The sequence below is a fragment of the Kribbella sp. NBC_00359 genome (assembly GCF_036097425.1).
Classification (GTDB): domain Bacteria; phylum Actinomycetota; class Actinomycetes; order Propionibacteriales; family Kribbellaceae; genus Kribbella.
In genome coordinates, this window is sequence record NZ_CP107975.1 from 3,267,711 (window position 1) to 3,288,534 (window position 20,824).

20 protein-coding genes are annotated in these 20,824 nt (G+C 67.2%); 9 read left to right on the forward strand and 11 right to left on the reverse strand.

What is annotated here, in order from left to right; translation table 11 throughout:
• Nucleotides 1-8 precede the first annotated feature (8 nt).
• From OG876_RS15990 to OG876_RS16000, 3 genes are all read left to right on the forward strand, one after another.
• Nucleotides 9-1,556 carry a sulfatase-like hydrolase/transferase gene (locus tag OG876_RS15990; RefSeq protein WP_328525649.1) on the forward strand — a complete coding sequence of 516 codons (1,548 nt, stop codon included), beginning with the start codon at nt 9-11 and terminating at the stop codon, nt 1,554-1,556.
• The gene (locus tag OG876_RS15995) at nt 1,553-2,683 is read left to right on the forward strand and encodes a hypothetical protein (RefSeq protein WP_328525650.1); all 1,131 of its coding nucleotides are present in this window, start codon (nt 1,553-1,555) and stop codon (nt 2,681-2,683) included. Before OG876_RS15990 ends, OG876_RS15995 begins: the two co-directional genes overlap by 4 nt.
• A 123-nt stretch (nt 2,684-2,806) precedes the next feature.
• Nucleotides 2,807-3,247 (forward strand): YidH family protein, encoded by a 441-nt coding sequence (locus tag OG876_RS16000; RefSeq protein ID WP_328525651.1) that lies wholly within the window; start codon nt 2,807-2,809, stop codon nt 3,245-3,247.
• A 218-nt stretch (nt 3,248-3,465) separates the two neighbouring features.
• On the opposite strand, the gene OG876_RS16005 is transcribed toward OG876_RS16000, so the two are convergent.
• From OG876_RS16005 to OG876_RS16035, 7 genes are all read right to left on the reverse strand, one after another.
• Nucleotides 3,466-5,265 carry an IS481 family transposase gene (locus OG876_RS16005; RefSeq protein WP_328522428.1) on the reverse strand — a complete coding sequence of 600 codons (1,800 nt, stop codon included), beginning with the start codon at nt 5,263-5,265 and terminating at the stop codon, nt 3,466-3,468.
• A gap of 554 nt (nt 5,266-5,819) precedes the next feature.
• Entirely contained in the window at nt 5,820-6,470 is a 651-nt protein-coding gene (locus tag OG876_RS16010) for a hypothetical protein (RefSeq protein WP_328525652.1), read from the reverse strand.
• A 446-nt stretch (nt 6,471-6,916) separates the two neighbouring features.
• Entirely contained in the window at nt 6,917-7,180 is a 264-nt protein-coding gene (locus OG876_RS16015) for a hypothetical protein (RefSeq protein ID WP_328525653.1), read from the reverse strand.
• Nucleotides 7,181-7,253: 73 nt separating this feature from the next.
• On the reverse strand, nt 7,254-8,306 hold the full coding sequence (locus OG876_RS16020) for a hypothetical protein (protein ID WP_328525654.1): 1,053 nt from the start codon (nt 8,304-8,306) through the stop codon (nt 7,254-7,256).
• Between the two features lie 480 nt (nt 8,307-8,786).
• Nucleotides 8,787-9,125, reverse strand: coding sequence for a hypothetical protein (locus tag OG876_RS16025; RefSeq protein WP_328525655.1), 339 nt, complete (start codon nt 9,123-9,125; stop codon nt 8,787-8,789).
• Between the two features lie 356 nt (nt 9,126-9,481).
• A complete protein-coding gene (locus OG876_RS16030) occupies nt 9,482-10,201 on the reverse strand; it encodes a hypothetical protein (RefSeq protein WP_328525656.1) in 720 nt (239 codons plus the stop codon).
• A gap of 362 nt (nt 10,202-10,563) precedes the next feature.
• A complete protein-coding gene (locus OG876_RS16035; protein WP_328525657.1) occupies nt 10,564-11,475 on the reverse strand; it encodes a hypothetical protein in 912 nt (303 codons plus the stop codon).
• A 961-nt stretch (nt 11,476-12,436) separates the two neighbouring features.
• On the opposite strand from OG876_RS16035, the gene OG876_RS16040 reads away from it, so the two are divergent.
• Both OG876_RS16040 and OG876_RS16045 read left to right on the forward strand, forming a co-directional pair.
• Nucleotides 12,437-12,931 (forward strand): SigE family RNA polymerase sigma factor, encoded by a 495-nt coding sequence (locus tag OG876_RS16040; protein ID WP_328525658.1) that lies wholly within the window; start codon nt 12,437-12,439, stop codon nt 12,929-12,931.
• Nucleotides 12,928-13,794, forward strand: a complete 867-nt coding sequence (locus tag OG876_RS16045; RefSeq protein ID WP_328525659.1) for a hypothetical protein — start codon at nt 12,928-12,930, stop codon at nt 13,792-13,794. Before OG876_RS16040 ends, OG876_RS16045 begins: the two co-directional genes overlap by 4 nt.
• A 195-nt stretch (nt 13,795-13,989) precedes the next feature.
• On the opposite strand, the gene OG876_RS16050 is transcribed toward OG876_RS16045, so the two are convergent.
• Nucleotides 13,990-14,349: a YciI family protein gene (locus tag OG876_RS16050; RefSeq protein ID WP_328525660.1), complete on the reverse strand. Its 360-nt coding sequence runs from the start codon at nt 14,347-14,349 to the stop codon at nt 13,990-13,992.
• A 158-nt stretch (nt 14,350-14,507) separates the two neighbouring features.
• Nucleotides 14,508-15,266, reverse strand: coding sequence for an MBL fold metallo-hydrolase (locus tag OG876_RS16055; RefSeq protein WP_328525661.1), 759 nt, complete (start codon nt 15,264-15,266; stop codon nt 14,508-14,510).
• A gap of 263 nt (nt 15,267-15,529) precedes the next feature.
• On the opposite strand from OG876_RS16055, the gene OG876_RS16060 reads away from it, so the two are divergent.
• Genes OG876_RS16060 through OG876_RS16070 form a run of 3 tightly spaced genes read left to right on the forward strand, consistent with a single transcriptional unit; the run spans nt 15,530 to nt 19,003 of the window.
• A complete protein-coding gene (locus tag OG876_RS16060; protein ID WP_328525662.1) occupies nt 15,530-16,231 on the forward strand; it encodes a hypothetical protein in 702 nt (233 codons plus the stop codon).
• Between the two features lie 10 nt (nt 16,232-16,241).
• Complete coding sequence (locus OG876_RS16065) at nt 16,242-18,311, forward strand: sensor histidine kinase (RefSeq protein WP_328525663.1); 2,070 nt, start codon at nt 16,242-16,244, stop codon at nt 18,309-18,311.
• On the forward strand, nt 18,308-19,003 hold the full coding sequence (locus tag OG876_RS16070) for a response regulator transcription factor (protein WP_328525664.1): 696 nt from the start codon (nt 18,308-18,310) through the stop codon (nt 19,001-19,003). The genes OG876_RS16065 and OG876_RS16070 overlap by 4 nt, the downstream gene beginning before the upstream one ends.
• 34 nt (nt 19,004-19,037) lie before the next feature.
• Here OG876_RS16070 and OG876_RS16075 read toward each other — a convergent pair whose 3' ends face one another.
• The gene (locus tag OG876_RS16075; protein ID WP_328525665.1) at nt 19,038-19,226 is read right to left on the reverse strand and encodes a hypothetical protein; all 189 of its coding nucleotides are present in this window, start codon (nt 19,224-19,226) and stop codon (nt 19,038-19,040) included.
• Between the two features lie 287 nt (nt 19,227-19,513).
• Here OG876_RS16075 and OG876_RS16080 point away from each other — a divergent pair, with 287 nt between their 5' ends.
• The gene (locus tag OG876_RS16080; RefSeq protein WP_328525666.1) at nt 19,514-20,308 is read left to right on the forward strand and encodes a uridine kinase; all 795 of its coding nucleotides are present in this window, start codon (nt 19,514-19,516) and stop codon (nt 20,306-20,308) included.
• Here the strand turns inward: OG876_RS16080 and OG876_RS16085 are convergent.
• The gene (locus OG876_RS16085; protein ID WP_328525667.1) at nt 20,286-20,810 is read right to left on the reverse strand and encodes a hypothetical protein; all 525 of its coding nucleotides are present in this window, start codon (nt 20,808-20,810) and stop codon (nt 20,286-20,288) included. The two genes, OG876_RS16080 and OG876_RS16085, sit on opposite strands and share 23 nt — an antisense overlap.
• Between the last annotated feature and the right edge of the window lie 14 nt (nt 20,811-20,824).

Below are 20,824 nucleotides of genomic sequence, written 5' to 3' on the forward strand. Positions count from 1 at the left end.
GGGGGGTCATGAGCGACAAGCGGCCGAACATCGTGTTCTTCTTCTGGGACAACTTCGCGTGGGGTGAGCTCGGCTGTTATGGCGGCGGAATGCTGCGCGGTGCGGCCACACCGCGGATCGACGCGCTGGCCGGTGAGGGTCTCAGGCTGTTGAACTTCAATGTCGAGGCGCAATGCACGCCGAGCCGGTCTGCCTTGCTGACCGGGCGCCATGCGATCCGCTCAGGGACCCAGACCGTGGACATCACCGGCGGACCTGACGGGATGACCCGGTGGGAGGTCACGATCGCCCAGGCACTGTCCGACGCCGGCTACGCCACCGGGATGTGGGGCAAATGGCACCTGGGCAGCGACCCCGAGCAGCGAAGCCCGGTGGACTTCGGCTTCGACGAGGCGGTGTGGAGCCCGCGCACCGCCGATGAGGTGCTCTGGACCATGCAGTCCTACTTCCCGAACGGCCCGGTGACCGCCACCCCGTACGCCGGCCAGACGCAGATCCCGCTGGAACCGGAGCCGATCTACTCGCGGAGGAAAGGCGAGACGGCCGAGGTCGTCTCGACGTACGACGCAGAGTTCCGGGCCGGCTTCGACCGGAAGATCACCGACTGGGCCTGCGACTTCATGACCCGCTCCCACGAGGCCGACAAGCCGTTCTACGTCTACCTGCCCTACACCCAGGTCCACATCCCACCGATCCCCGACCCGGAATACGTCGCCAAGACCAAGCGCGGGAACTGGGCCGACATCCTCACCCAGATGGACGACTTCACCGGAACGATCCTCGACAAGCTCGACCAGCTCGGCATCGCCGAGGACACCATCGTGGTGTGGGCCTCCGACAACGGCGCCGACACCACGTTCCGCTTCCCGGCGATCGACCCGGACCCTGCGGGCGGACAATGGCACGGCTTCTCCGGGCCCTGGCGGGGCGGGCTGTTCACCGCATTGGAGGGATCGAACCGGACGCCCTGCCTGGTCCGCTGGCCCGGCCAGGTACCCGCCGGCAGGGTCAGCAACGAGATCGTGCACGAGGTCGACTTCTTCACCACGCTCGTGAAAGCCGGCGGCGGCACCGTGCCGGGTGACCGGCAGATCGACGGCATGGACATGGCCGGCTTCCTGCTGAGTGATGCCGAGGAATCAGGCCGCGACATGGTCTTGTGCCTGCAGGGCAACCGGCTGCAGGCGGCGAAATGGCACCAGTGGAAGGTCCACCTCTTCCAACAAGACGACTTCTACTCCACGTGGGTGCCGTACAACCTGCCGATCCTCTACAACCTGGAGTGGGACCCGCGCGAGGAGCACCCGGTCGACTTCCCACACGGCTGGGTGGTGCACCCGATTGCCGCGGCGGCCGGGGCCTTCCTGAAGTCGCTCGTGGTGGAGCCGCCGATCAAGCCGGGTACCCCCGACCCGTACGAGCCACCCCAGCCCGGTGAGCTCCGCCCGGAAACGCACCTGCAGATCGGGCCGATCATGCAGTACATCACCACCCTGGTCAGATCTCACGACGAGCTGCCCGACCCGCGCACCGGGATCGAGCACTCTTCCGGATGAGCGAGGGCGCGGCAGGTGCTCCGGCGCGGGCGCCGAAGGACGAGGGCACGGTCACCGAGCTGTGCATTCTGCTCGCCTGCTTCGCGGGACGATCGCACGCAGCGAAGATCCGCAGGAAGCTGGACAAGCGCATCGCGCACAGCGGGGACGCGATCCTGGACGAAGTGGTCGTGAAGATCAGCTCGAAGCGCAGGGCGCTGGTCTACGACCCACGCCGAACCCTCCGGGGCGCCCTGACCCCCGCCCTGACGTGGGGCATCTTCGGGCTGCTCGCCGAGGGCCTGCGAGGCCTGGTGGTCTGGGCCGTGCTGGGCGCTGTCTGCGGCGGCCTGTACGCCTACTACTTCGAGCACCTGCTCGCCAAGGACGAACTGAGGCGCATCGGCGGCCGACTACCCGGCGACTCCTCAGCCCTGGTCGCCTTCGTGCGCGGACCCGATCCCCAGCGACTCCTGTCGTCCGCCGCGGCGCTCGAGCCGGTGACCGTGAGCGTCGCCACGGTCGCACCGGACCTGTCAGCACATGTCTACCGCGGTACAGCACCATTGAAAGGCCCTACGACCGGCGAGGCACCGAACGGCCACGGCAGCGAGCTGAGCATGCTGCTCGTGCGGTTCGCCGGTGAACACACGGCCCGCCAGACCCTGGTCAGCTCCGGATCCTCCGCCACGCACCAAGGCCAGGCCGAGCCGCAGGTCGAGCTGGTCATCGAGACCAACCCGCACGGCAGGCGCAGGGTCGTGAACCCCACCACAGGAAGCGCGGCCTTCGCAAAGGTCGATGCGATCAGCTGGGGACTGTTCGGCCTGGTCTGGGGCGTCATCGTGGGCTTCACCGGCCACGGCGGAATCCTCGGCTCCATCGAGAGCGGGCTCCTCACGGGCATCCTCTGGGCCCTGTTCGGCGTGGTCGCCGGCGCGCTGTACGGCCTGTGGGCGGGCCGTGGGCTGTCTGCCCGGCGCTTGAAGCGGCTCGGCGCGTTCGTGCCGCCCGCCACCTCGCTGGTCGTGGCCTGGGCGGACGGATCGCCTGACCCGGAAACGGTCGAGCGGTGGGCCGGATCCAGGTCGCAGCGACTGACCCTGCGCTTCACCCCAGCCGGGGACGGCGCCGTGCTGGAGGTGTGACAACGTGACGACTGCACGGCACCGCGGCCTGATGTCGTGTGCGACGACTCGAGCGCCCGCGCAGATCGCTGATCTCTGTCTGCAGACAGTGGCAGCAGCACCTGCACGCCCGGAGACACAGCGATGACGCCGCCCGATCCTGGCGATCCACCCGTGCAGCCCGAGCCAGAACCGGCCCGCGACGAAGGCGAACACTCGCGCTCCGGCACCAGCGAGACCCACTACTCCGATGCGAGCCGGCGCACCTTCCTTGCCCAGGAGCGCACGCTGCTGGCCTGGTGGCGGACCGCGCTCGGAACCATGGGTGTAGCGGTGGCCATCGGTGCGATCCTCCCGAAACTGACCGACCTCCCCGAAGGGCCCTTGGTTGCACTCGGGGCGGGATACGCCGCCTTGAGCCTCTGCTTCGTTCTGCTCGGCGGATACCGCCACCTCGCGGGTGAAAAAGCCCTGGCCCGCCGCAGTTACCTCGGACTCAGCCGTGGCACCGTCATCGCCCTGTCCGTGTACATGACGGCACTCGTAGCAGCGACCGCCTGGGTGATGTTCTGGGGACCCGACTAGAGCGCCCAACCCTGCCAAGCACGCCCGTCCTGCGACGCGCACTGAACCACAGTCGTCACTCGACGTCCTCATCGGCCGCAATCCGCGCTTTCGACTGTCGCAGATCACCTGCCGGACGAGTATCGCGCATCAGTCGACGGAGGACAGCCGATGACTCCATCTGTCGTGTGCCACCTGATGCCTGACGATTTCGTGCCAGTTGATGGTTGACGCCTCGCCTAGGAAATTGAGGGGACCGTCCGGGGCCGGTCTGCCTTGATGTTACGGATCGGCAGGGTGGTGGTGCGGCGGACCACGCGGGGTTCTTCGTCGTCGAGCTCGATCGCCAGGGTGGTGTCGGAGACCCAGATGGTCAGGGTCTGATGCTTGTGGGCGCGGCCGAGGGAGACCTTTTGGCCGCAGACCATGATCACGCCGGAGTTGGATGCGCGGCGCTGGACCCGGACGGGTTCGACCGATGGGCGTGGGGGTGGTCCGGCGGGCCGGCTGCCGCGCAGTCGGCGGGCCTGGTCCATGGTCAGCGGGTTGGGTCGGACCCGGAGTAGTTCGCGGGTGTCGAGGTCGTAGAACATCAGCGTTGATGGTTCGATGCGGATCCCGACTCGGCGACCGCCCAGGAGTTCTGCCGCGACCAGGACGTGTCCGGCCAGGGACACGGTGCCGCCGCGGGCGACGATCCGCTCCACCTCGATCGCGTCGCTGCCCTCGATCTGCGGCAGCGGCGATGGCCCGGCGTTGGTGGCGCCGTCGGCGACCAGTCTCGCCAGGTCGTTCACGGTCAGGTGTGAGCGGACGGTCTTGATCCGGGCACCGCCCACGAGCAGGTGGATCAGGTTCACGTCGACCCAGAACCGCAGCGTCTGCCCGGCCCGCTGTGGCCCGAGCCAGAACTGTTTCCCGGCGACCTGCAGGTTCCCACTTGGTGGCACGATCCGGTCGAACTCGATCGGGCCACCGGCCCACGACTGCCTCACCGGCAGCACCTCGGCATCGTCGGTGACGACCTCGTGATCGCTGGGCTCTGCCGGTGCGAGGTGCGGTGGGAGCCACAGCTCCAGCAGCTCGCGTTGATCCTGCGGAGCCGGGCGGAATCGGTCGGCCGGCATCACCGGCGCTCGCTCGTCGAGGGCCTGGTGCGGCCGGTCGGTGTTGTATCGGGCAACGAACCCATCCACCGCGGCCTGTGCGGCCGCCACCGACAGATAGGGCTGGTGATCGTCGAGCAGTTCGCGGCGCAGCGTCAGGTGGAACCTCTCCACCTTGCCGTTCTGATTCGGTGAGGCCGGCGCGGTCAGTCGGTGCGTGATCGCGTTCTTGCGGCAGATCTTGTCGAACAACACCTCACCGCCCTTGCCGAACCGGCCGGTGAACTGCTTGCCGTTATCGGTCAGCACCTCGTCGGGAACCCCGAAACGCTGCAGGGACTGGGCGAACGCCAAACACACCGCCCGACCGGTTGCCCGCTCCACCACCGCCGCGATCACACAAAACCGGGAGTGATCGTCCACGCCGGTCACCACCTTGGCCTCCCGGACCTCACCAGTCACCGGGTTCACGATCATCACCCCACCGACGATGTCGATCCCCCACAGCTGCATCGGACCAGGCCGTTCCCAGCGCCGATACGCGTCCCGGCTCCTCTTCCGTGGTCGCTCGACCAGCAACCCCTGCCGGGCAAGGATCCGGTTGATCGTCCGCTCCGAGGGCACCGCCAGCTCAGAGCGGTTGCGCAGCAGCTCCAGCCGAATCCGCTTCGCGCCCCACCTCGGATGCGTCCGGCGCATCTCCGCGACCCGCACCTCAACCTCAACCGGCGCCTGATGCGGACACGACACCGGACGATGCGACCGATCCGCCAACCCGGCCACACCCTCGACCAGATACCGGGTCATCCAGGAGTGCACCGTCTGCCGCGACACCCCCACCGAGGCCGCCACCTCCGTCACCCGCGCACCCGCCAGAACCGCCCGCACCACGTCCAACCGCTGCTCGACCACCGACAACGCAACCAGCGCCAATCCCGGCCTCCTGAGTCACCGACGCCCCACGGAAACGTCGAACACAGACTGACCGAACAAAGGCGAGCGTCAACCATCAGGTGGCACACGACTGTCAAGCATCACCCGGCACAGGACATAGCATCGCACCGATCCGTCCTGACAAGTTTCTCTACGTCTTCAAGACGGGCCCCTCCAGGGCCCGAAAGGCGCGCCGCCACCGCAGGACGGGGCGCCTGCCTCCCGCTCCGCTTCGCTGCGCTCCCGGCGCGTCCCTTGGCTCGGCGCGCACGTGCCAACAGGGTGCCGGGTCGAAGACAGCAGAACTCGCCATCAACCATCCGACACCCTGTCGGTACCTCACTCCGCCGGAATGGCCGGCCACCGTCTCCCGTCTGCTGGTGAGCTCCCGCATCGCCCCGCTAGCAATCATGGAAGGGACGGCCGGCATGGCACGCGTCAAGGGCGCCTACGGCGTCCCTCCGGGATCTCCGACCCCTCGACCCGCACCGCACCTAAGGTCTGCAGCTATCGGGGCGATGCGGGAGGTCTGCCGTGCGCTTGACACGTAACCGTCAATCGTTATGAAGACTATTCCTATTGGGTGCGCCCCAGGTAAGGAACCTCAGGCCGTCCTCCTCGAAGGCCATATCGGGAGGCCACTGGAGCGGCTCCGCAGGTGCCGGCCACGCAGCGAGAAGCGGCAGCTCGGTAGTGGGCCGCGTTGTCATTCGCTCCTCCCAAAACGCAGGAGGAGTCAGGAGAACCTTGATGAGTAGAGCACCGATGGATGCGGTCCAGTCGTACGCGCTGTATAACTCAGCCGGTCTGCTCGGCCGACTGAGCGTCAGGTGCCGGTTTTGGATCTTGCATGCATGCGCAGGACTGGTGCTGCCTCGATACCGTCCCAACCAGGCCATCGTATTAGGAGGCGGCGTCTGGTGATCATAAACCCAGCGTCCTTGCTCCGCTGAGATCCCGTCGCGCTGATTTCCCGTTTGACTGAACACGATAGCCGTCTTAACCGCCCACGTAACCACGGTTTCCAGATCCTCTGCAGCCAACTCGGCCGGGCGTTCCTGGATCATCGGCGACAGAATAGGTAAGGCGGCTGTTTCTAGGGCGCTCATCCAGCCGTTGTTGCAGTCGTTACAGGCCACGCGTGCCGTGAAGTTGAACGACTTCCCATTGAAGGCGAGTAAGGGACCGTCGTTCTCATCATCCACGGAAAACTCGTAGTCGCCGTCCGATGGCAGTACGTCGGTTAGCCACCTGGGTAAAACATGTTCACGCGTTAGCTTCTGCTTTCGCCCGCAGAACAGACAAGATCTGGACATGACGATCACGAGTCTAGCAAGCACCCACCGGACCACCCGTGATGCAGTTGCAGTCCGGGTTGCAGTACGCCGCCGTTCGCGACCGTTCGGGGAAGGCCAATCGCCTTGCAAATAAGGCAATACGAACCATAGTGAACACGCGCGAAACGATGGTCAGCCGCACTCGTAATGAGAGGGTCGTCGGTTCGATTCCGACAGGCGGCTCCACCCGAACCCCCAGGTCAGAGGGCAGCTTCCTCGCCCGCAGGTTCTTCATTCCAAGTCGCGTGGCATGGTTCGTGGCTGCGCCGTCACGCTGGCCGCGCCGGAGTCGGTCACGAACGCTCGGAGTGTCTTCACGCCTTCCCCGCCAGGCGGCAACCAGCGGGTGCCGGCGACGGTGTCCGCGATGACGGGTCGGTGACGAACACGGTGCCGTCGTAGGCCCGGATCCGGCGCCGGAGTTGCTGACGGTCGCCGCGACCGTAACCGACCACGCCGTGCTTGATCCGGGCTGCGGAAAGTAGCGGCAGGTCGGCGGCGAGGTCGTCGCTGCCGAGGACGTACTGCCAGTCCTCCATCAGGAGATGGGTGATCCCGTCCAGGTCGGCCGGAGCCATCGGCCGCGCACAATCTGGGCCTCATCGATCGCCCGTGACCACTCGATCGCCGCGTTCGACCCGATCGGCCCGATCACGAGTCTCGGGTGCACGGCGCCGCTTGCCGCGCTGGGCGGCGCGCCGACGAGGTCGGCGTACAGGGTTCGGAGATGACCGGCCTGGGTCTGCCAGGACATCTGGTCCCGCAACCCTGGATCCGAGGCCCGTTCGCGGTACGGCTCCGCAGCGACGCCGCGAGCCCACGCAGTTCGTCAACCGGCCTCGCGGCGATGCTGGGCACGCAGACGACGGCCAGGTGGACGCCTGGCAGCCGCGGCAGCGCCGCGATCGCCGTTTCGACCCCGCGAGCACGCGTGACCCCGCCGCTGTAGACCAGCAGCGGTACGTCAGGGGGGAGTCCGGCGGCGGCCCGGACGTCGGTGATCTCGTTGCCTTCCGCAATCAACTGTGGACTGTTGATCACCACCGTCGGCTCGCGGTCCAGTCGGTACCGTCGCCGCAGCGTGCGCGCGATCGCCGGGCTGACTGTGACGACCCGGTCGGCGGTACGGATGTACTCGCGCTCGTGTTGTGCCCAGGCCGCGATGATCCGCGGTGTCCGGCCGCCGTACTGCGACAGACCGGGACGTACTCGTGTGCGTCGTACACCACCTTCATGGTGCGGCCGCGCAGCGCCGCCTGGCAGCCATCCGTCCCACCACTGCCAGAACTCGGCTACTCTGCGGGCTTCGTACTCGGCCAACCAGGTGCGCAACGACGAAGCCACCTGGGACAACCACCACCGCCGGTACGTGAGTGACCGGAGCACAGTGCCGGTCAGGTAGGTCAGCGGACCGACAGCCTTCGCCCGACGATTGGCCAGCGCCCGTCCGGACTCCGCCTTCAGATCCGCCAGCCGGGCAGCGACGCGGGCGGCCTGCGCCGGCGCGGGCTGGATGGTGACCAACCGGCGGGTGCGCCGCAGCCGGTGGCGGCGGTGCCGCTCGTCCCGCAGCACGAACCGGCCGGGCAGCCGGATCATCACGACACCGCCGTCGATGGTGTCGATGGCGAGCCGGCCCGACGCCGACACGCCAAGCAGCGTGACCCGATAGCCAGCGTCCCCCAAGGCAATGGCTTCCTTCAACACGCGAGTGTCATTGGCGACGTCGTTGGCGACGACCATAACGACGTGCGAGACGCGCACATCCCCTCCGACGTTCGTGAGATCTCGGCACTTGACGAAGCGTGACGAACTCACGGGGAGGGCACGGTTCAGCTCTGTAATCGTCGAGACCGCATAAACGTTACGGGCTTTCGCTTGCGGCCATTCGGTCCGGGCCGTAACGCCTGGATGACGGTCCGAGCAATTCTCAACTGGGTGGCTCGAGGTCTGCGAGCCAGGTGGTGAGGAGCCGCTCGAGCTGGGCGCGTTGAGGCTGGGGAGCGGCGCCAGTCGGCGTTCAGTTGGCCCGGGGCGTGATCGGACGGGGTGTCAACGGCCGGCGGAGAAGTCGCGGGCAATGCACTCATCCGCTGTCCGCGCAGTCATACCGATGAGCGCGCACCTGCTCAGGTTGTGACCTCGCCCTTGTGGATGTCGGCCAACATCCTGACCCGGCAGGGGTCAGGAGATGCGATAGAGGGAGCCGCCGGCGGAGATTCCGACGGATGTGCGGACTCCGCCTACGGAGAAGTCGACGATGGTGGCTGTGCCGGACGTACGAACCGCGTAGGTGACGCCTTGGGTGGGTCCCACGGGGACGACGAAGGAGAGAATCGAGGCCGAGTAGCCGGACCAGGCGAACATCAAGGTGGGGGCCGAGTTGCGGGTGGTGATGTTCGGGTAGTGCCAGCCCTGGATGGAGCTGGTCTGGCCCTGCTTGATCAGGATGGCGCCGGGCGGGAGGGCTTGCTTGTAGGGCACTTGGAACAAGATCGTCCGCATCGCGTCGCCGGTCTTCATCGCCAGCGCGGTGGTGCGGGAGTAGACGGTGGTCCGACGGCAGGTGCCACAGCGTCTGGAACTGCTGGGCTGTCGTCGAGCTCGCTCGGTCCAGCGACATGATCAGGTCTGGGTTCTTCAGCACGAGCACCGCCCGGGTGCGGTTGATCCCGACGCCCGGAACGTCTGTGAACTCGTAGAACTCCGACGTCGTAGAAACCAGGGAGCGTGTCAGCTTCGCAATGTCAAAAGCTGCAACCACCTCCCCGCAGTACTTGCCTGTCAGGTCGCAGCTCCCGAAGCACCGTCGGGCTCTCGTCAGGCGCGACTCGTACCTAGACCGTCGATCTGCACCAGCTTGCCGCTCGACGTCACCTTCACCACCACAGTGCCGCTGCGGTAAGTGTGGCCGGCAGCGCGATGACGGCCCGGTACTGGAGCTTCGCGCTGTAGAGGCTGACGGTTCCGACGGCGACGTTGTTGACGTACATCCCCACCGAACCACAGGTCGGACACCTCGTGGCCACGATGGCGACCCGGCTGAGCGCTGCTCCCGTGCGGCTGAGGTAGACGCCCGCCTTCGTCGTCACGGTGGCGGTGCCGCGGTAGAACACACTCGACGTACTCCGCGTCCATCCGCTGGATGCGCCCATCGATCGGTCGTCGATCGGCGCGGCGGCGCAGTTCACGGTGGAACACGCGCCGACGTTGCCGAGCTTGTCGACTCCACGGACTTGGAAGCAATGCGTGTATCCAGGGGCAGTTGCGCTGAAGGTCACGTTGATGCCGGTGACCTTCTGCCAGGCAGCCGGGTACCGCCAGGCGGCGAACCCGCCGTTGAACGGCGCGCGGGTCCACCGGACCTGGTAGCTGGCGACACCGGAGCCGGTGTCCGATCCGGTCCAGGAGACCGGAATCGTGGACGCGAGCGTGAACGGTTGCGCCGGCCCACGCAGTACGGCGACAGGCCCGCTCTGATCGACGAGCCATGGCTTCGCGTGCTTGGCTTGCCGCCGATCCCAGCAAGTGTCATCATCCGGACACCCGCGATGTGCGCTTTCGACTCGCAGATCACCTGGCGGACGAGTGTCCCGCATTACCCGACGGGGGAGACACTCTCCCTCCGATCCCTCTTGCCGAATTTTGGCTCTTATGGATCAAGGCGCGCTTTCGGCGCGGGGCGCGGACGTGCGCATGCGGCCTCCGGCCGTTCACCGCCCGCGCCCGCTCTCGTTGTCTTGTGTTTGAGCCAAGGAGCATTTGCCTCCGGCGGGGTCCCATCAGGGCAGATCTGCCACCATAGACACGCGAAACGCCACCGGTGTCAGGCTCAGACAAGCCATCTGTGGCGGCCCTCAGACTTTTGATCCGCGGTTGTGGGTTCGAGTCCCACGGGCCTACAGAAGCAAGATCGGCCTCTGACCTGCGTGGACAGGTCAGAGGCCGCAAAGTGGAATTGCTACTCGCCCAGGAGGAGGAACTGGAATCCGATCTGGGACGTGTGGTTGAGTCCGTTGAAGACAACCGGGACCTTGCCGTACGACGTCATCGCGGTGGCTGTGCCGTTGAACCTGCTGAAGCCGTACTGGTAGGCGGCTTTGGTGTCGTGGTCGACGGCGGTGATGACCGTAGGCCCGTTGACGCCGCACTTGTTGACGACCAGCGACTCGTACGCCGCCCAGCCGGACTTCCGGATCAGCTTCACCGCCGGCTTCGCGGCGGCCGTGGTGGGGATGTGGATGGTGTAGAGCGCACCGGCTGTCGTGGTCATCAGCAGGGTGTCGTACGCCCTCTCCTCGCTGATCATGGTCATCGTCTTGAAACCCCGGAAGCCGGCGAACGAGCCGGCCGACCGGTACCCGGCGCCGTTCGGGGCATAGCGGTACAGGTTGCCGTTGCTGTTCAGGCCGTACAGGTACGCGGGCCGGGATCCCTTGAGGGGATAGTTCGAGGTGGCGATGGACTTGAAGCTCGCCCAGCCGGTGCCGACCCTGACCGCCGTCGACTGCGCCGGGCGTCCGCCCGAGAGGACGGTCGTCTGCCGGTACAGGTTCGAGCCCAGTAGGAACAGGCCGAAGGCGTAGTACTGGGTGCCCGCGGCGTTCCACGCCAGGTACCACCTGTCCATGAAGCGGGTGGCGAAGAACTTCGAGTACACGTACGGCGCTGACACCGGCGCTGGCGGCTTGTGCGCGGTGATGTCGACTGTGTCTACGACGTTCGCCTTGGTCGGCCAGACGACCGAGTTCCAGCAGGTCTCGGCTGCGGCGGTGGCTGAGTCGGGCGCGGCGGTGGCAGTAGCAGCAGTGGTGGTACTGGCGGCCAGCAGACCGAAACCAGTCAGAACGAGCGCAAAGCGCCGCAGCTTCATCGAGCAGTCCCCTCCAGAGAACCCAGACCCACCCCGGTCCCCCCGAGGTCGGTAGTACAGATCAGCCCCTGCACTGCGTCTCCGCACGTCAGGGGCTGGTTTCGTGCTGGTGGCGCGTGCAGGGTTCGAACCTGCGTAGGCATACGCCGACAGATTTACGGCCGAGACCGCAGCCTACCCTCTGACCAGGGCGAACACCGCTTTCACGCGACTCTGCGGCAGACCTCAGACTTTCAATCCGCAGGTCTAGGTTTTTGACGAGTCGGGAGTACGGCGACAACTGAGGCAAGCGGAACCAACGGATGTCCGCACCGGCTTGAGTGAGGCGGCCGAGGGCCGGTTCGGGGGCGGCGCTGCGATCGCTGTCGCCTGGTTGACCTGTGAGGCGTGCGGCGCCTACTGTCCGGCCAGCTTGGCCACGACGGGGGCGAGTGTGTCGGCAAAGTCGGCGCCGATGACGAAGTAGGAGAAGCCGATCTCCTCGCGACGTCGTTGGATTTCTTCGACGGCTGCCGCGGGGTCACTCGGAAGGATGACGAGCGAGTCGGCCGCGCGAAGTGCGGCTTGTGGTGCGAAGTGGCGTCAACTCGTGCGGGCTATGTTGCCGTGGTGCGAAGCAAATGATGGCAGAGTTGCTGGTAGAGGCCAGTTGCGGCGATGTCGTTCCTCCTCGTAATGAGAAGGTCGTCGGTTCGATTCCGACAAGCGGCTCCACACGAACCCTCAGGTCAGAGGCCACGTTCCTCGCCCTACGGGTTTGTCATTCCCGCCTCAAGTGCCCTCCCTCCGTACCCGATTGGCGGGACACCGATTCGTTGATCGCGGCCGACCAGCGAATCGACCGCTTCCAGTTGCCCTCGGTCAGCGGCCACCTGGACCCACGCTCGGGCTTCAACTGGGGATGCAACCAACTTCAGCCTCGTGGGCGTGTCTAACCCGGTACCGAGGATGAGGAGGACGGATGAGTGATCGGGACGCTGCGTTCGAAGTGTATTTCGCGGCGCGTTCCGACGCCATGCGCGGCACGGCGTACCTGCTCTGTGGCGACTGGCATCGTGCGGAAGACCTGGTACAGCAGACGTTCACGAAGATCTATCTGGTGTGGCGCCGGATCCAGCGGCACGAGGCAATGGACAGCTACACCAGGCAGACGCTCGTACGTACGTTCCTGTCCGAGCGGCGCCGGGGGTGGTTCCGGTACGAGTCGGTCGGGTCTCGGCCGACCGATGAGGCGGCGCCCTCGTCTGGCCTTGCCGACGAACGGCTCGTGTTGTTGGAGGCCCTCGCGAAGGTGCCGCCGAGGCAACGCGCCGTACTGGTCCTGCGGTACTGGGAGGACGCGTCCGTCGAGCAGACAGCCGCGCTGCTCGATTGCTCGGCGGGAACTGTCAAGAGCCAGGCCGCGCGGGGGCTGGCGACGCTGCGCGGTCTGCTTGAGGAGGAGAGGGTTCGATGAACGAAGAGGATCTGAACGAGGCATTGCATGACGTGATGGTGCGCAGCAGTCCACCGCCGTCGATGGATCCTGCGCGCGCGCTTGAACTGGGCCGTCGGGCGCGCAGGCGGCGCAGGGTGGCGTGGGCCGGGGTCGCCGTCGTGCCGCTGGTGGTTGCCGTCGGGGCCGGTCCCGCACTGGTCGCGAACTACACCGGTGACCGGTCGGCGGGCCAGATGGTGGCGGGCGGCACCGGATCGCCGCCGCCGGTGTCAACACCGCGGCCGGTCTCCACCGTCGTGCCGACGACGCGGAAGACAGGTGACCCGTGGCCGGAGGGCCAGGTGGATCGCACGGCGAGCGCGGGTCCGCGCGCGGCTCGGTCCGTGACGCTGATGAACGAGCTGAGCTCGTCAGTGCCGCCGGGGTTCAGCATGCCGAACCTGAAGTACCCGGACGGTCGCTCGATGAGATGGCCGCAGAGCCAGTACGCGTCCAATGACGGGGAGCAGGACTATTGGGAGTACAAGGCCTCCATCCCGGTGCAGAAAGGCGACCGGGTCGGCCAGTTGCTGGTGCAGTCGACCACGCCCGACGGGAAACCGGCGATGGACCCGTGCAAGCTGGCGCAGAAGTTCTGGGGTGGGACTGGTACCTGCGCCATCGTGGACGTCGGCGGCAAGAAGGTCGGCGTGGTGACCACCAATGGGCGCGGCAGCTACGACCAGTGGGCCACCTATCGGCACGACGACGGCACCGTCGTGATTTTCGCGCAGGCCAAGAAGAGCGACGCCCGGGGCCGATCGCCGCTGACGCAACCGGTGTTCACCCCCCGCCAGCTGGCTGAGCTGGCGACGTCCACGAAGTTCAAGATCAGCACCTGATCAGGACACCAGCACCATGAAAGACCGCGCGACCCTGAGGACTTCGCGGTGAATCGTTGCTGTCGGCCCCATTCATTGTCCGGAGCGTACATACAACTCCACCGATCGGAACACCCGTTTCGGAGCAATTCCGCGGTCTCATCGTGGACTGGCAGGGGGTCCACGATGAGGGTGCGGTCGAGCGCGGCGATGGGGTCAGTTGGGCTTGGGCTGGGGTTTGAAGCGGCGGACTTCGTGGGGCCAGCCGCAGGCCTCCGCGACCTTGGCTGCCCACATCTTGGCGGTCTCGTCATCGGCCACGCTGACTAGCGCGAACCCGCCCAGGAACTCCTTGGTCTCGATGTATGGTCCGTCGGTGAGCAACACCTCGCCACTGGTGGGGTCGGCGCTGTAGACCGGGCCGTCCTCCTCCTCCAGCCCCCCGGCGAAGACGTAAACGCCGGCGACCTTCATCTCGTCCACGACCGCCCTGGCGAGTGGCCCGCGCCCGCGGAACCACTCCTCGGTGTGGTCACCCACCCACTGTTGGTTGAAGTAGATGAGGTACTCGGGCATGTCTGCTCCTTCGGCTCGAGCGGACCCGCTGTCCGCCTCCACCTACGCTACGAACGGCGTCCGGTGGATACGACAGGCTTTCGGCAACAGTTTCACGGGACCTCCAACGTTCGGCCCCGCGCAGGCGCCAGGAGCGGGCGACCATGAGCACGAGAAGGTCATCCGGATGTGTGTCGGGCCTGCTCCAGGTTCGACTGGTGGGGGCCGGAGAGCCAGTCTTGATCCAGACGCGCGTCGACCGGTTCGTCTCCTCGCCGCAGCGCGTCGATGTAGGCATGATCGGCGGCCAGCCGGGCCGCCACCTCGGGACCCTCGGCAACGGCGCCGTGGCCGGGAACCACGACATCGACGTGCCTGGCAGCCTCATCCAGCCGGTCGAGTGCCGTCTCGTAGGCGCTCACCTGATCGGGGCGGCGAGGGTCGAGGAGCGGGATCAAGACGTCGGAGAGCATGTCGCCGGCAATCAGGACGCCACGGTCTGCGAGGAGGACCGCGGCGTGGCCGATGGCGTGCGCCTGATGTTCGACGATCTCGCCCGGAACGGGTCCGCCGTCCGCGGGCAGCGGGGTGAGGAGGCCGATCAGCTCGAGAGGGATACCCGACGCGCTCTCCGCCGCCATCTTCTGTGCCCGCTCTCGGGCTTCACTGGCAACCTGGACGCCGCCGGGAGTGGCGTAGCGCGGCACCTCGCCGAACCGGGAATGCCAAAGCAAGTGGTCCCAGTGGGGATGGGTGGAGAACCCAGCGACCACCGGGATACCGAGCCGGTCCACGTCATCGGCGAGCTCGTTCAAATCGGAACCGTCGATGCCTGGATCGACGAGGATCAACCCATCCTCCCCGCGCACCACGATGGCATTGCTCCAGACCCACTCGCTTTGACGGACCCAGACGCCGTCAGCCACCTGATTCAGCATCCATCGACTCTGTCAGTACCGCCACCCCGGCGCAATCACGTTGAGCAGGAGTAGGCGCATCTGCCGGATTCTCTTATGGATCGGCCGCGCAGATCCGATCCAACCGGCATTCGGTCGTGAAAGCCACGAGATCCTGCTCGGGCACTCAGGGCTCGAAGGATCGACGGGACAGGTCGGGACTCGGGGCCCATGACGTTGGGACGCGGGGGCGAGGAAGTTGGGGGCAGGCCGGCCGGACGCGCCGGTGTTGGAGGGGACCTGAAATGTTCACCACGTACCGCGAGAGGGTGGGGGCCGCGACCGGCGCGGCGTTCGTCGCCGCGATCTTCATCGGCAACGGCCTGGCCACCGCCGGACAGTCTCAGTCGAGCCACCCGAGTGGTCAGGACGTGCTCAGCGATGCGGCGCGGGCCGCATCGAGTACGACGGCCACGATCGGATTTCTGCTGGAGATCGCCGGCTTCGTCCTGTTCATGATCTTCGTCGGCTATCTGTGGGAGGTACTACGCCGGGACACCGGCGGACGGGACACTGCTGCCGGCACGAGCTTGGTCGCGGCGATCACGATGCTTGCGATCAAACTGGGTTCCGCTGCCCCGATCATCGCGCTCAGTGTGGATCGCGACCATCTCACCCCGGAGCTCGCACAGGTCCTGAACGACATCAACGGCTCGGCCTTCATCGTGAGTTGGCTGCCGTTCGCCGTGTTCGTCGGGTCACTGGCCGTGGCTCTGCACGTCTCTGGACTGGTGGGCCGCCCGACGGCGTACATCGGCCTGGTGGTGGGGGTTGCAGGTGTGGGCTTCGCGGTCTTGGGCTTCAAGGAGCCGCTGAACGCGAACCCGCTGGCGTTCCTCGCGGGAATGCTGTGGCTGGTGGTCGTGGCGGTGCGGCTCGCGGTGCGGCCCGGCGTCCGCAGGGCACTCGGCCAGCGGACGGCCGATCCGGCGCTCACCGGCGCCTGAAGAAGACCTCATGGCCAAGTGGGCCGGGCCGCGGGACGATGAAGCGGTGGTGACGGATACTGCTGAGGCTCGTTCCGCGACCCTGGTCCGGGTCGCGGTCGCGGTCGCCGTGATCGGCACGATCGCGGTCGCGGTCGCGCTCTGGGTCGCGGTCGTGGACGACCTCCAGCTCGACATCGTTGGCACCGGCTCGTGGATCAACCTCGTCGCCGTGCCGGCATTCCCGTTGCTGGCGGCCCTTGTCCTGCGCAGGAGCGAGGAGGACCGGCCGCCGCACCAGGATCGCCTCGCCTGGCTGTTCCTGGGCTTCGGCGTGCTGTGCGCCGCGACCATCGTGCTCCACATCTATGCCGACTATGCGCTCCGCAACGGATCGCCTCTGTCGGTCCAGAGCGCGTGGGTTTCCAGCTGGTTGTGGATCGGAGTCCCGGCCGGACTGCTCCTCATCCTGTTGCTCTTCCCGACCGGCGAGCTGCCCGGACCGCGGTGGGTGGTGGTCGCAGCCCTGGTGGGGGTTGCCTATGTCGCCGTGTGGGTCAGTGTTGCGCTTGGGCCCGGGCGGATGACCGACTTCGCCGGCGACCATCCGAACCCACTCGGGTGGCACTCCATGGCGGACATCCTTCGCGTGCTCGGCTCCGTCGGCATGGTGGTACTCGCGTGTGCCGCAATCGGCACCGTGGCCGCGGTCGTGTGGCGGTTCCGGCGAGGTGACGCCGCAGTACGGGCTCAGTTGCGATGGCTGGTCGTCACGGTCGGGGTCATCGCACTCACGATCGCGCTTCCCGTTCCCAACGGCCTCGAAGGCGCAGCTCTGGTACTGAACGTGGTAGCGACGTTCCTGCTCCCGGTCGCACTCGGCGTGGCCCTCACCCGCCGCGACGGCCTACTCCTTCCACGGGTGCTCGTGTACGGCCTGCTCTCGGTGCTCCTGCTCATCGCCTTCCTGGCCATCGTCGGCCTGGCAGAGGCGCTGTTCGGCGCGCGCGCCGAGGGAGTGGCCGGCGTCGTGGCCGCGGGTGTGGTCGCCGTGGTCGTCGCCCCGCTGCGAACCAGGCTCCAGCATGCGGTCGACCGACTCGTCTATGGCGACAGAGGAGACCCCTACGAGGCGCTGTCCGATCTTGGCCGCCGACTTGCGTCGAGTCCCAACGATCTTCTCAACGAGGCGGTGCTGTCGGTCGCGGACGCACTCCGCGCACCGTATGCCGCTGTCATCCTCACCGGCGACACCGCGCCGACCGCAGCGGTGGGAACGCCCACAGGGGACGAGATGATCGTGCCTTTGTCTGTACGCGGGAGCGATGTCGGCTCACTGCTGGTCAGCCCACGCGGCCCACGGGAACGGTACGGCGAACGCGACCTGGCACTCGTGTCCGACCTGTCGCGCCACATCGCGGTGGCCGCGCATGCGGCGGCGCTGACTCGCGACCTGCTGCACTCGCGCGAGTCGCTCGTCATCGCGCGGGAGGAGGAGCGCCGCCGGATCCGTCGTGATCTCCACGACGGACTCGGGCCGGCTCTGGCCGGGATTGCCTTCGGCATCGATGCTGCGCGCAACACCTTGACCCGCGACGCAGCCGCGGCTGATGCTGCGCTGGCAGGGCTGAAGGCCGAGGTCCAGACGTCCGTCGCCGACGTGCGCAGGCTCGTCTACGACCTACGGCCGCCTGCCCTCGACCAACTCGGGCTGGTGTCGGCGGTCGAGGAGTACGGCGCTCGGCTCGCCGAACGCGGCGCCCTCTCGGTGACCGTTTCGTCGCCCGCTCTACCTCCGTTGCCCGCGGCGGTAGAGGTGGCGGCGTACCGGATCGCCATCGAGGCGCTCACCAACGCGGCGAGGCATTCGCGTGCGCGCACGTCCAGGGTCTCGTTCGAGATCGACGACTCGACCCTCCGGCTCCAAGTCGTCGACGACGGCGACGGGATGCCCGCCCAGCGCACCTACCGCAACAACGGCCTTGGCATGTCCGCGATGGCCGAGCGAGCCGCCGAGCTCGGCGGAAGCTGCTCGGTCGGCCCTCGGAGCGGTGGCGGCACCGCGGTCACAGCGGTACTTCCCTTGCGGAGCGCGCCATGACCCGGACCCGGGTGATCGTGGCGGACGACCACCCGACGTTCCGCCGCGGCCTGGGGGCGCTGCTCGACAGCCTCGAGAACGTCGAGCTCGTGGGTGAGGCCGCGGACGGCGAGGCCGCTGTCGCGCTCGCCGCACAGCTCGTACCCGATGTCATCGTGATGGATCTCAACATGCCGGGCGTCAACGGCGTGGAGGCGACCCGCCGGATCCTCCGCGCGAACCCGGACATCGCGGTCCTCGTGCTGACGATGCTGGACGAGGACGAGCCGGTGTTCGCCGCAATGCGCGCCGGTGCCCGCGGCTACGTCGTCAAGGGCGCGGACACCGAGGACGTGCTGCGGGCGCTGGAGTCGGTGGCTCGTGGCGACGCGGTGTTCGGACCTGCGATCGCGAGCCGGGTGCTGGCGTACCTCACCCGGCCGCTGTCGGCGCGCGACCCGATCCTGTTCCCCGAACTGTCCGACCGTGAGCGCGAGGTGCTCGAGCTGCTTGCCCGGGGGATGTCGAACAGCCAGATCGCCCAGACGCTGGTCATCTCCCCCAAGACCGTACGCAACCACCTGAGCAACGTCTTCACCAAGCTCCAGGTCCGCGACCGCAACGAGGCGATCGAACGCGCCCGCCGCGCAGGCCTCGGCCAACCCGACGACGCACGCGCCAAGTCGCCTTCGAACCTGCGCCCAACGGACTAGAAGCCTGCCGGACGCGCGTCCGAGCGCTGGCTGATCACGCCCCGCGCGTCGGCCGGGCGAACACTGCCAGGACCAGGCCGAGCAGACCGAGACTGCCGTACATGGGGTGGTACGCACCCTTCGCCTTCGAGAGCTGCTCCCCAGCAGCACAGCATTTGAGGTTGCAGACGACGAGCATGGTGAGCGCCAGCGCAGCGGTCGGCCATCTGAACCAACTGTGCATGCTCCCAGCACTCAAGCCGAGGAGGACCGCCCCAGCCGCCGTAACAGCCACGTCCGCAAGTGCTCGCCAAAACCGCCGCATCGCCGTAGCAAGTGACGGCGTTGGTCCCAACGCGTTCGACATGGCCGCCAGCCTAGACGTCGTCATTCCCCGGCGCGCAAGGGCATTCTGGCGTTACGATCCGGCGTGGAGCACCAACCAGTGGTGGATCCGGGCTGACCAAGGCGGTGTGGTACGCCGGTGTGGCTCTGGTCGCCGTTCGACGCCAGGAGGAGTCATGGCCAACGATGCGACTGGCTTTGAGACGGATATCAAGCCCCTTGTTCCGCGAAATCGACCGCCAAGCAGGTCGACCTCTTCCAACGGTGGGCCGACAACGCCAAGCCGCAGTGACCGCTGAGGAGGGATGCCGGGAAGGGCTTCTTGCGCGGATCGTCGCGACGGTGCTTGGGATGGGGGTGGGGCATCCGGTCCGGGTAGGGATTGACGGGTCGGATGCGGCCGGGAAGACCACGCTTGCCGATGAGTTGGCGGAGCGGTTGCAGGGGCATCGGCCGGTGATCAGGGCTGGGATCGATGGGTTTCGGCGGCCGCGGGACGCCAGGCCGCGGCCGGGGGAGACGTTCCCGGGTGGGTACTTCGACGACTGGTTCGACAACGAGGCCATCGTGGAAGGTTTGCTGTTACCCCTTGGACCGGGCGGGGATCGCCGGTATACCACCATGACGTTCGACGACCGCGCGGACCTGCGGGTGGTTGCGCCGGTTCAGGTCGCGGCGTCTGATGCTGTGCTGGTGTTCGACGGGGTCTTCGTGCTTCAGCCCGCGCTCCTGGCGTATTGGGAGATGGGCATCTACCTCCACGCTGATGAGGGCGAGATCTTGCGACGCGGGGTTGCCAGGGACAGTGAGTGGTTCGGGAGTGAGGAGGCCGCCTTGCGTGCACTGACGACGAACTTCCTCCCTGGATATCGGCGCTATCAGGAGCTGCACGACCCGGCGGCCATCGCGCACGTCGTCGTCGACAACACCGACCCGCAGCACCCCGTCGTACAGAAGTTCACTCCGCCTGCCAGTGAATGAGGACGTCGTCGGCGATGTCGTCGATGGTGCGGGCGGCTGTGTTGATCGCGAAGTCGCTGACATCGTCGGCGGTCAGCAGGGCGGACAGTTCGGCGGCGCGGGCGACGAGTTTGGTCAGACTGGCGCCGCTCTCGCGGGCGCGACCGTGGATGCGCTGTGCGAGGTCGGCGTCCGGCGCGTCGAGACGGCAGATCACCACTGGTCCGCCGGTGGCGGTCTCGAGTTGCCGGCGGTCGTTCAGGTTCTCGACGACGCCTGCGACGATGAGGCGGCGGCTGCCGTTCTGGCGGGAGTTCGACCACACCGCAGCCAGGTTGGTCGCCTTCAACCGCGACTGGTGCGGGTCGTCGTCCGGAGCCGGCCAGGCGGCTCCGAGAAAGTCGAGGTCCGCGAACGCGGGCGCCAGTCCGAGATCGGTGCAGCGATCGAACACCCGCCATCCGACGGACGTCTTGCCGACCCCCGGAGGGCCGGAGAGCACGAGAGCAGGTGGCGCTTGCACCGACCGATGATCTC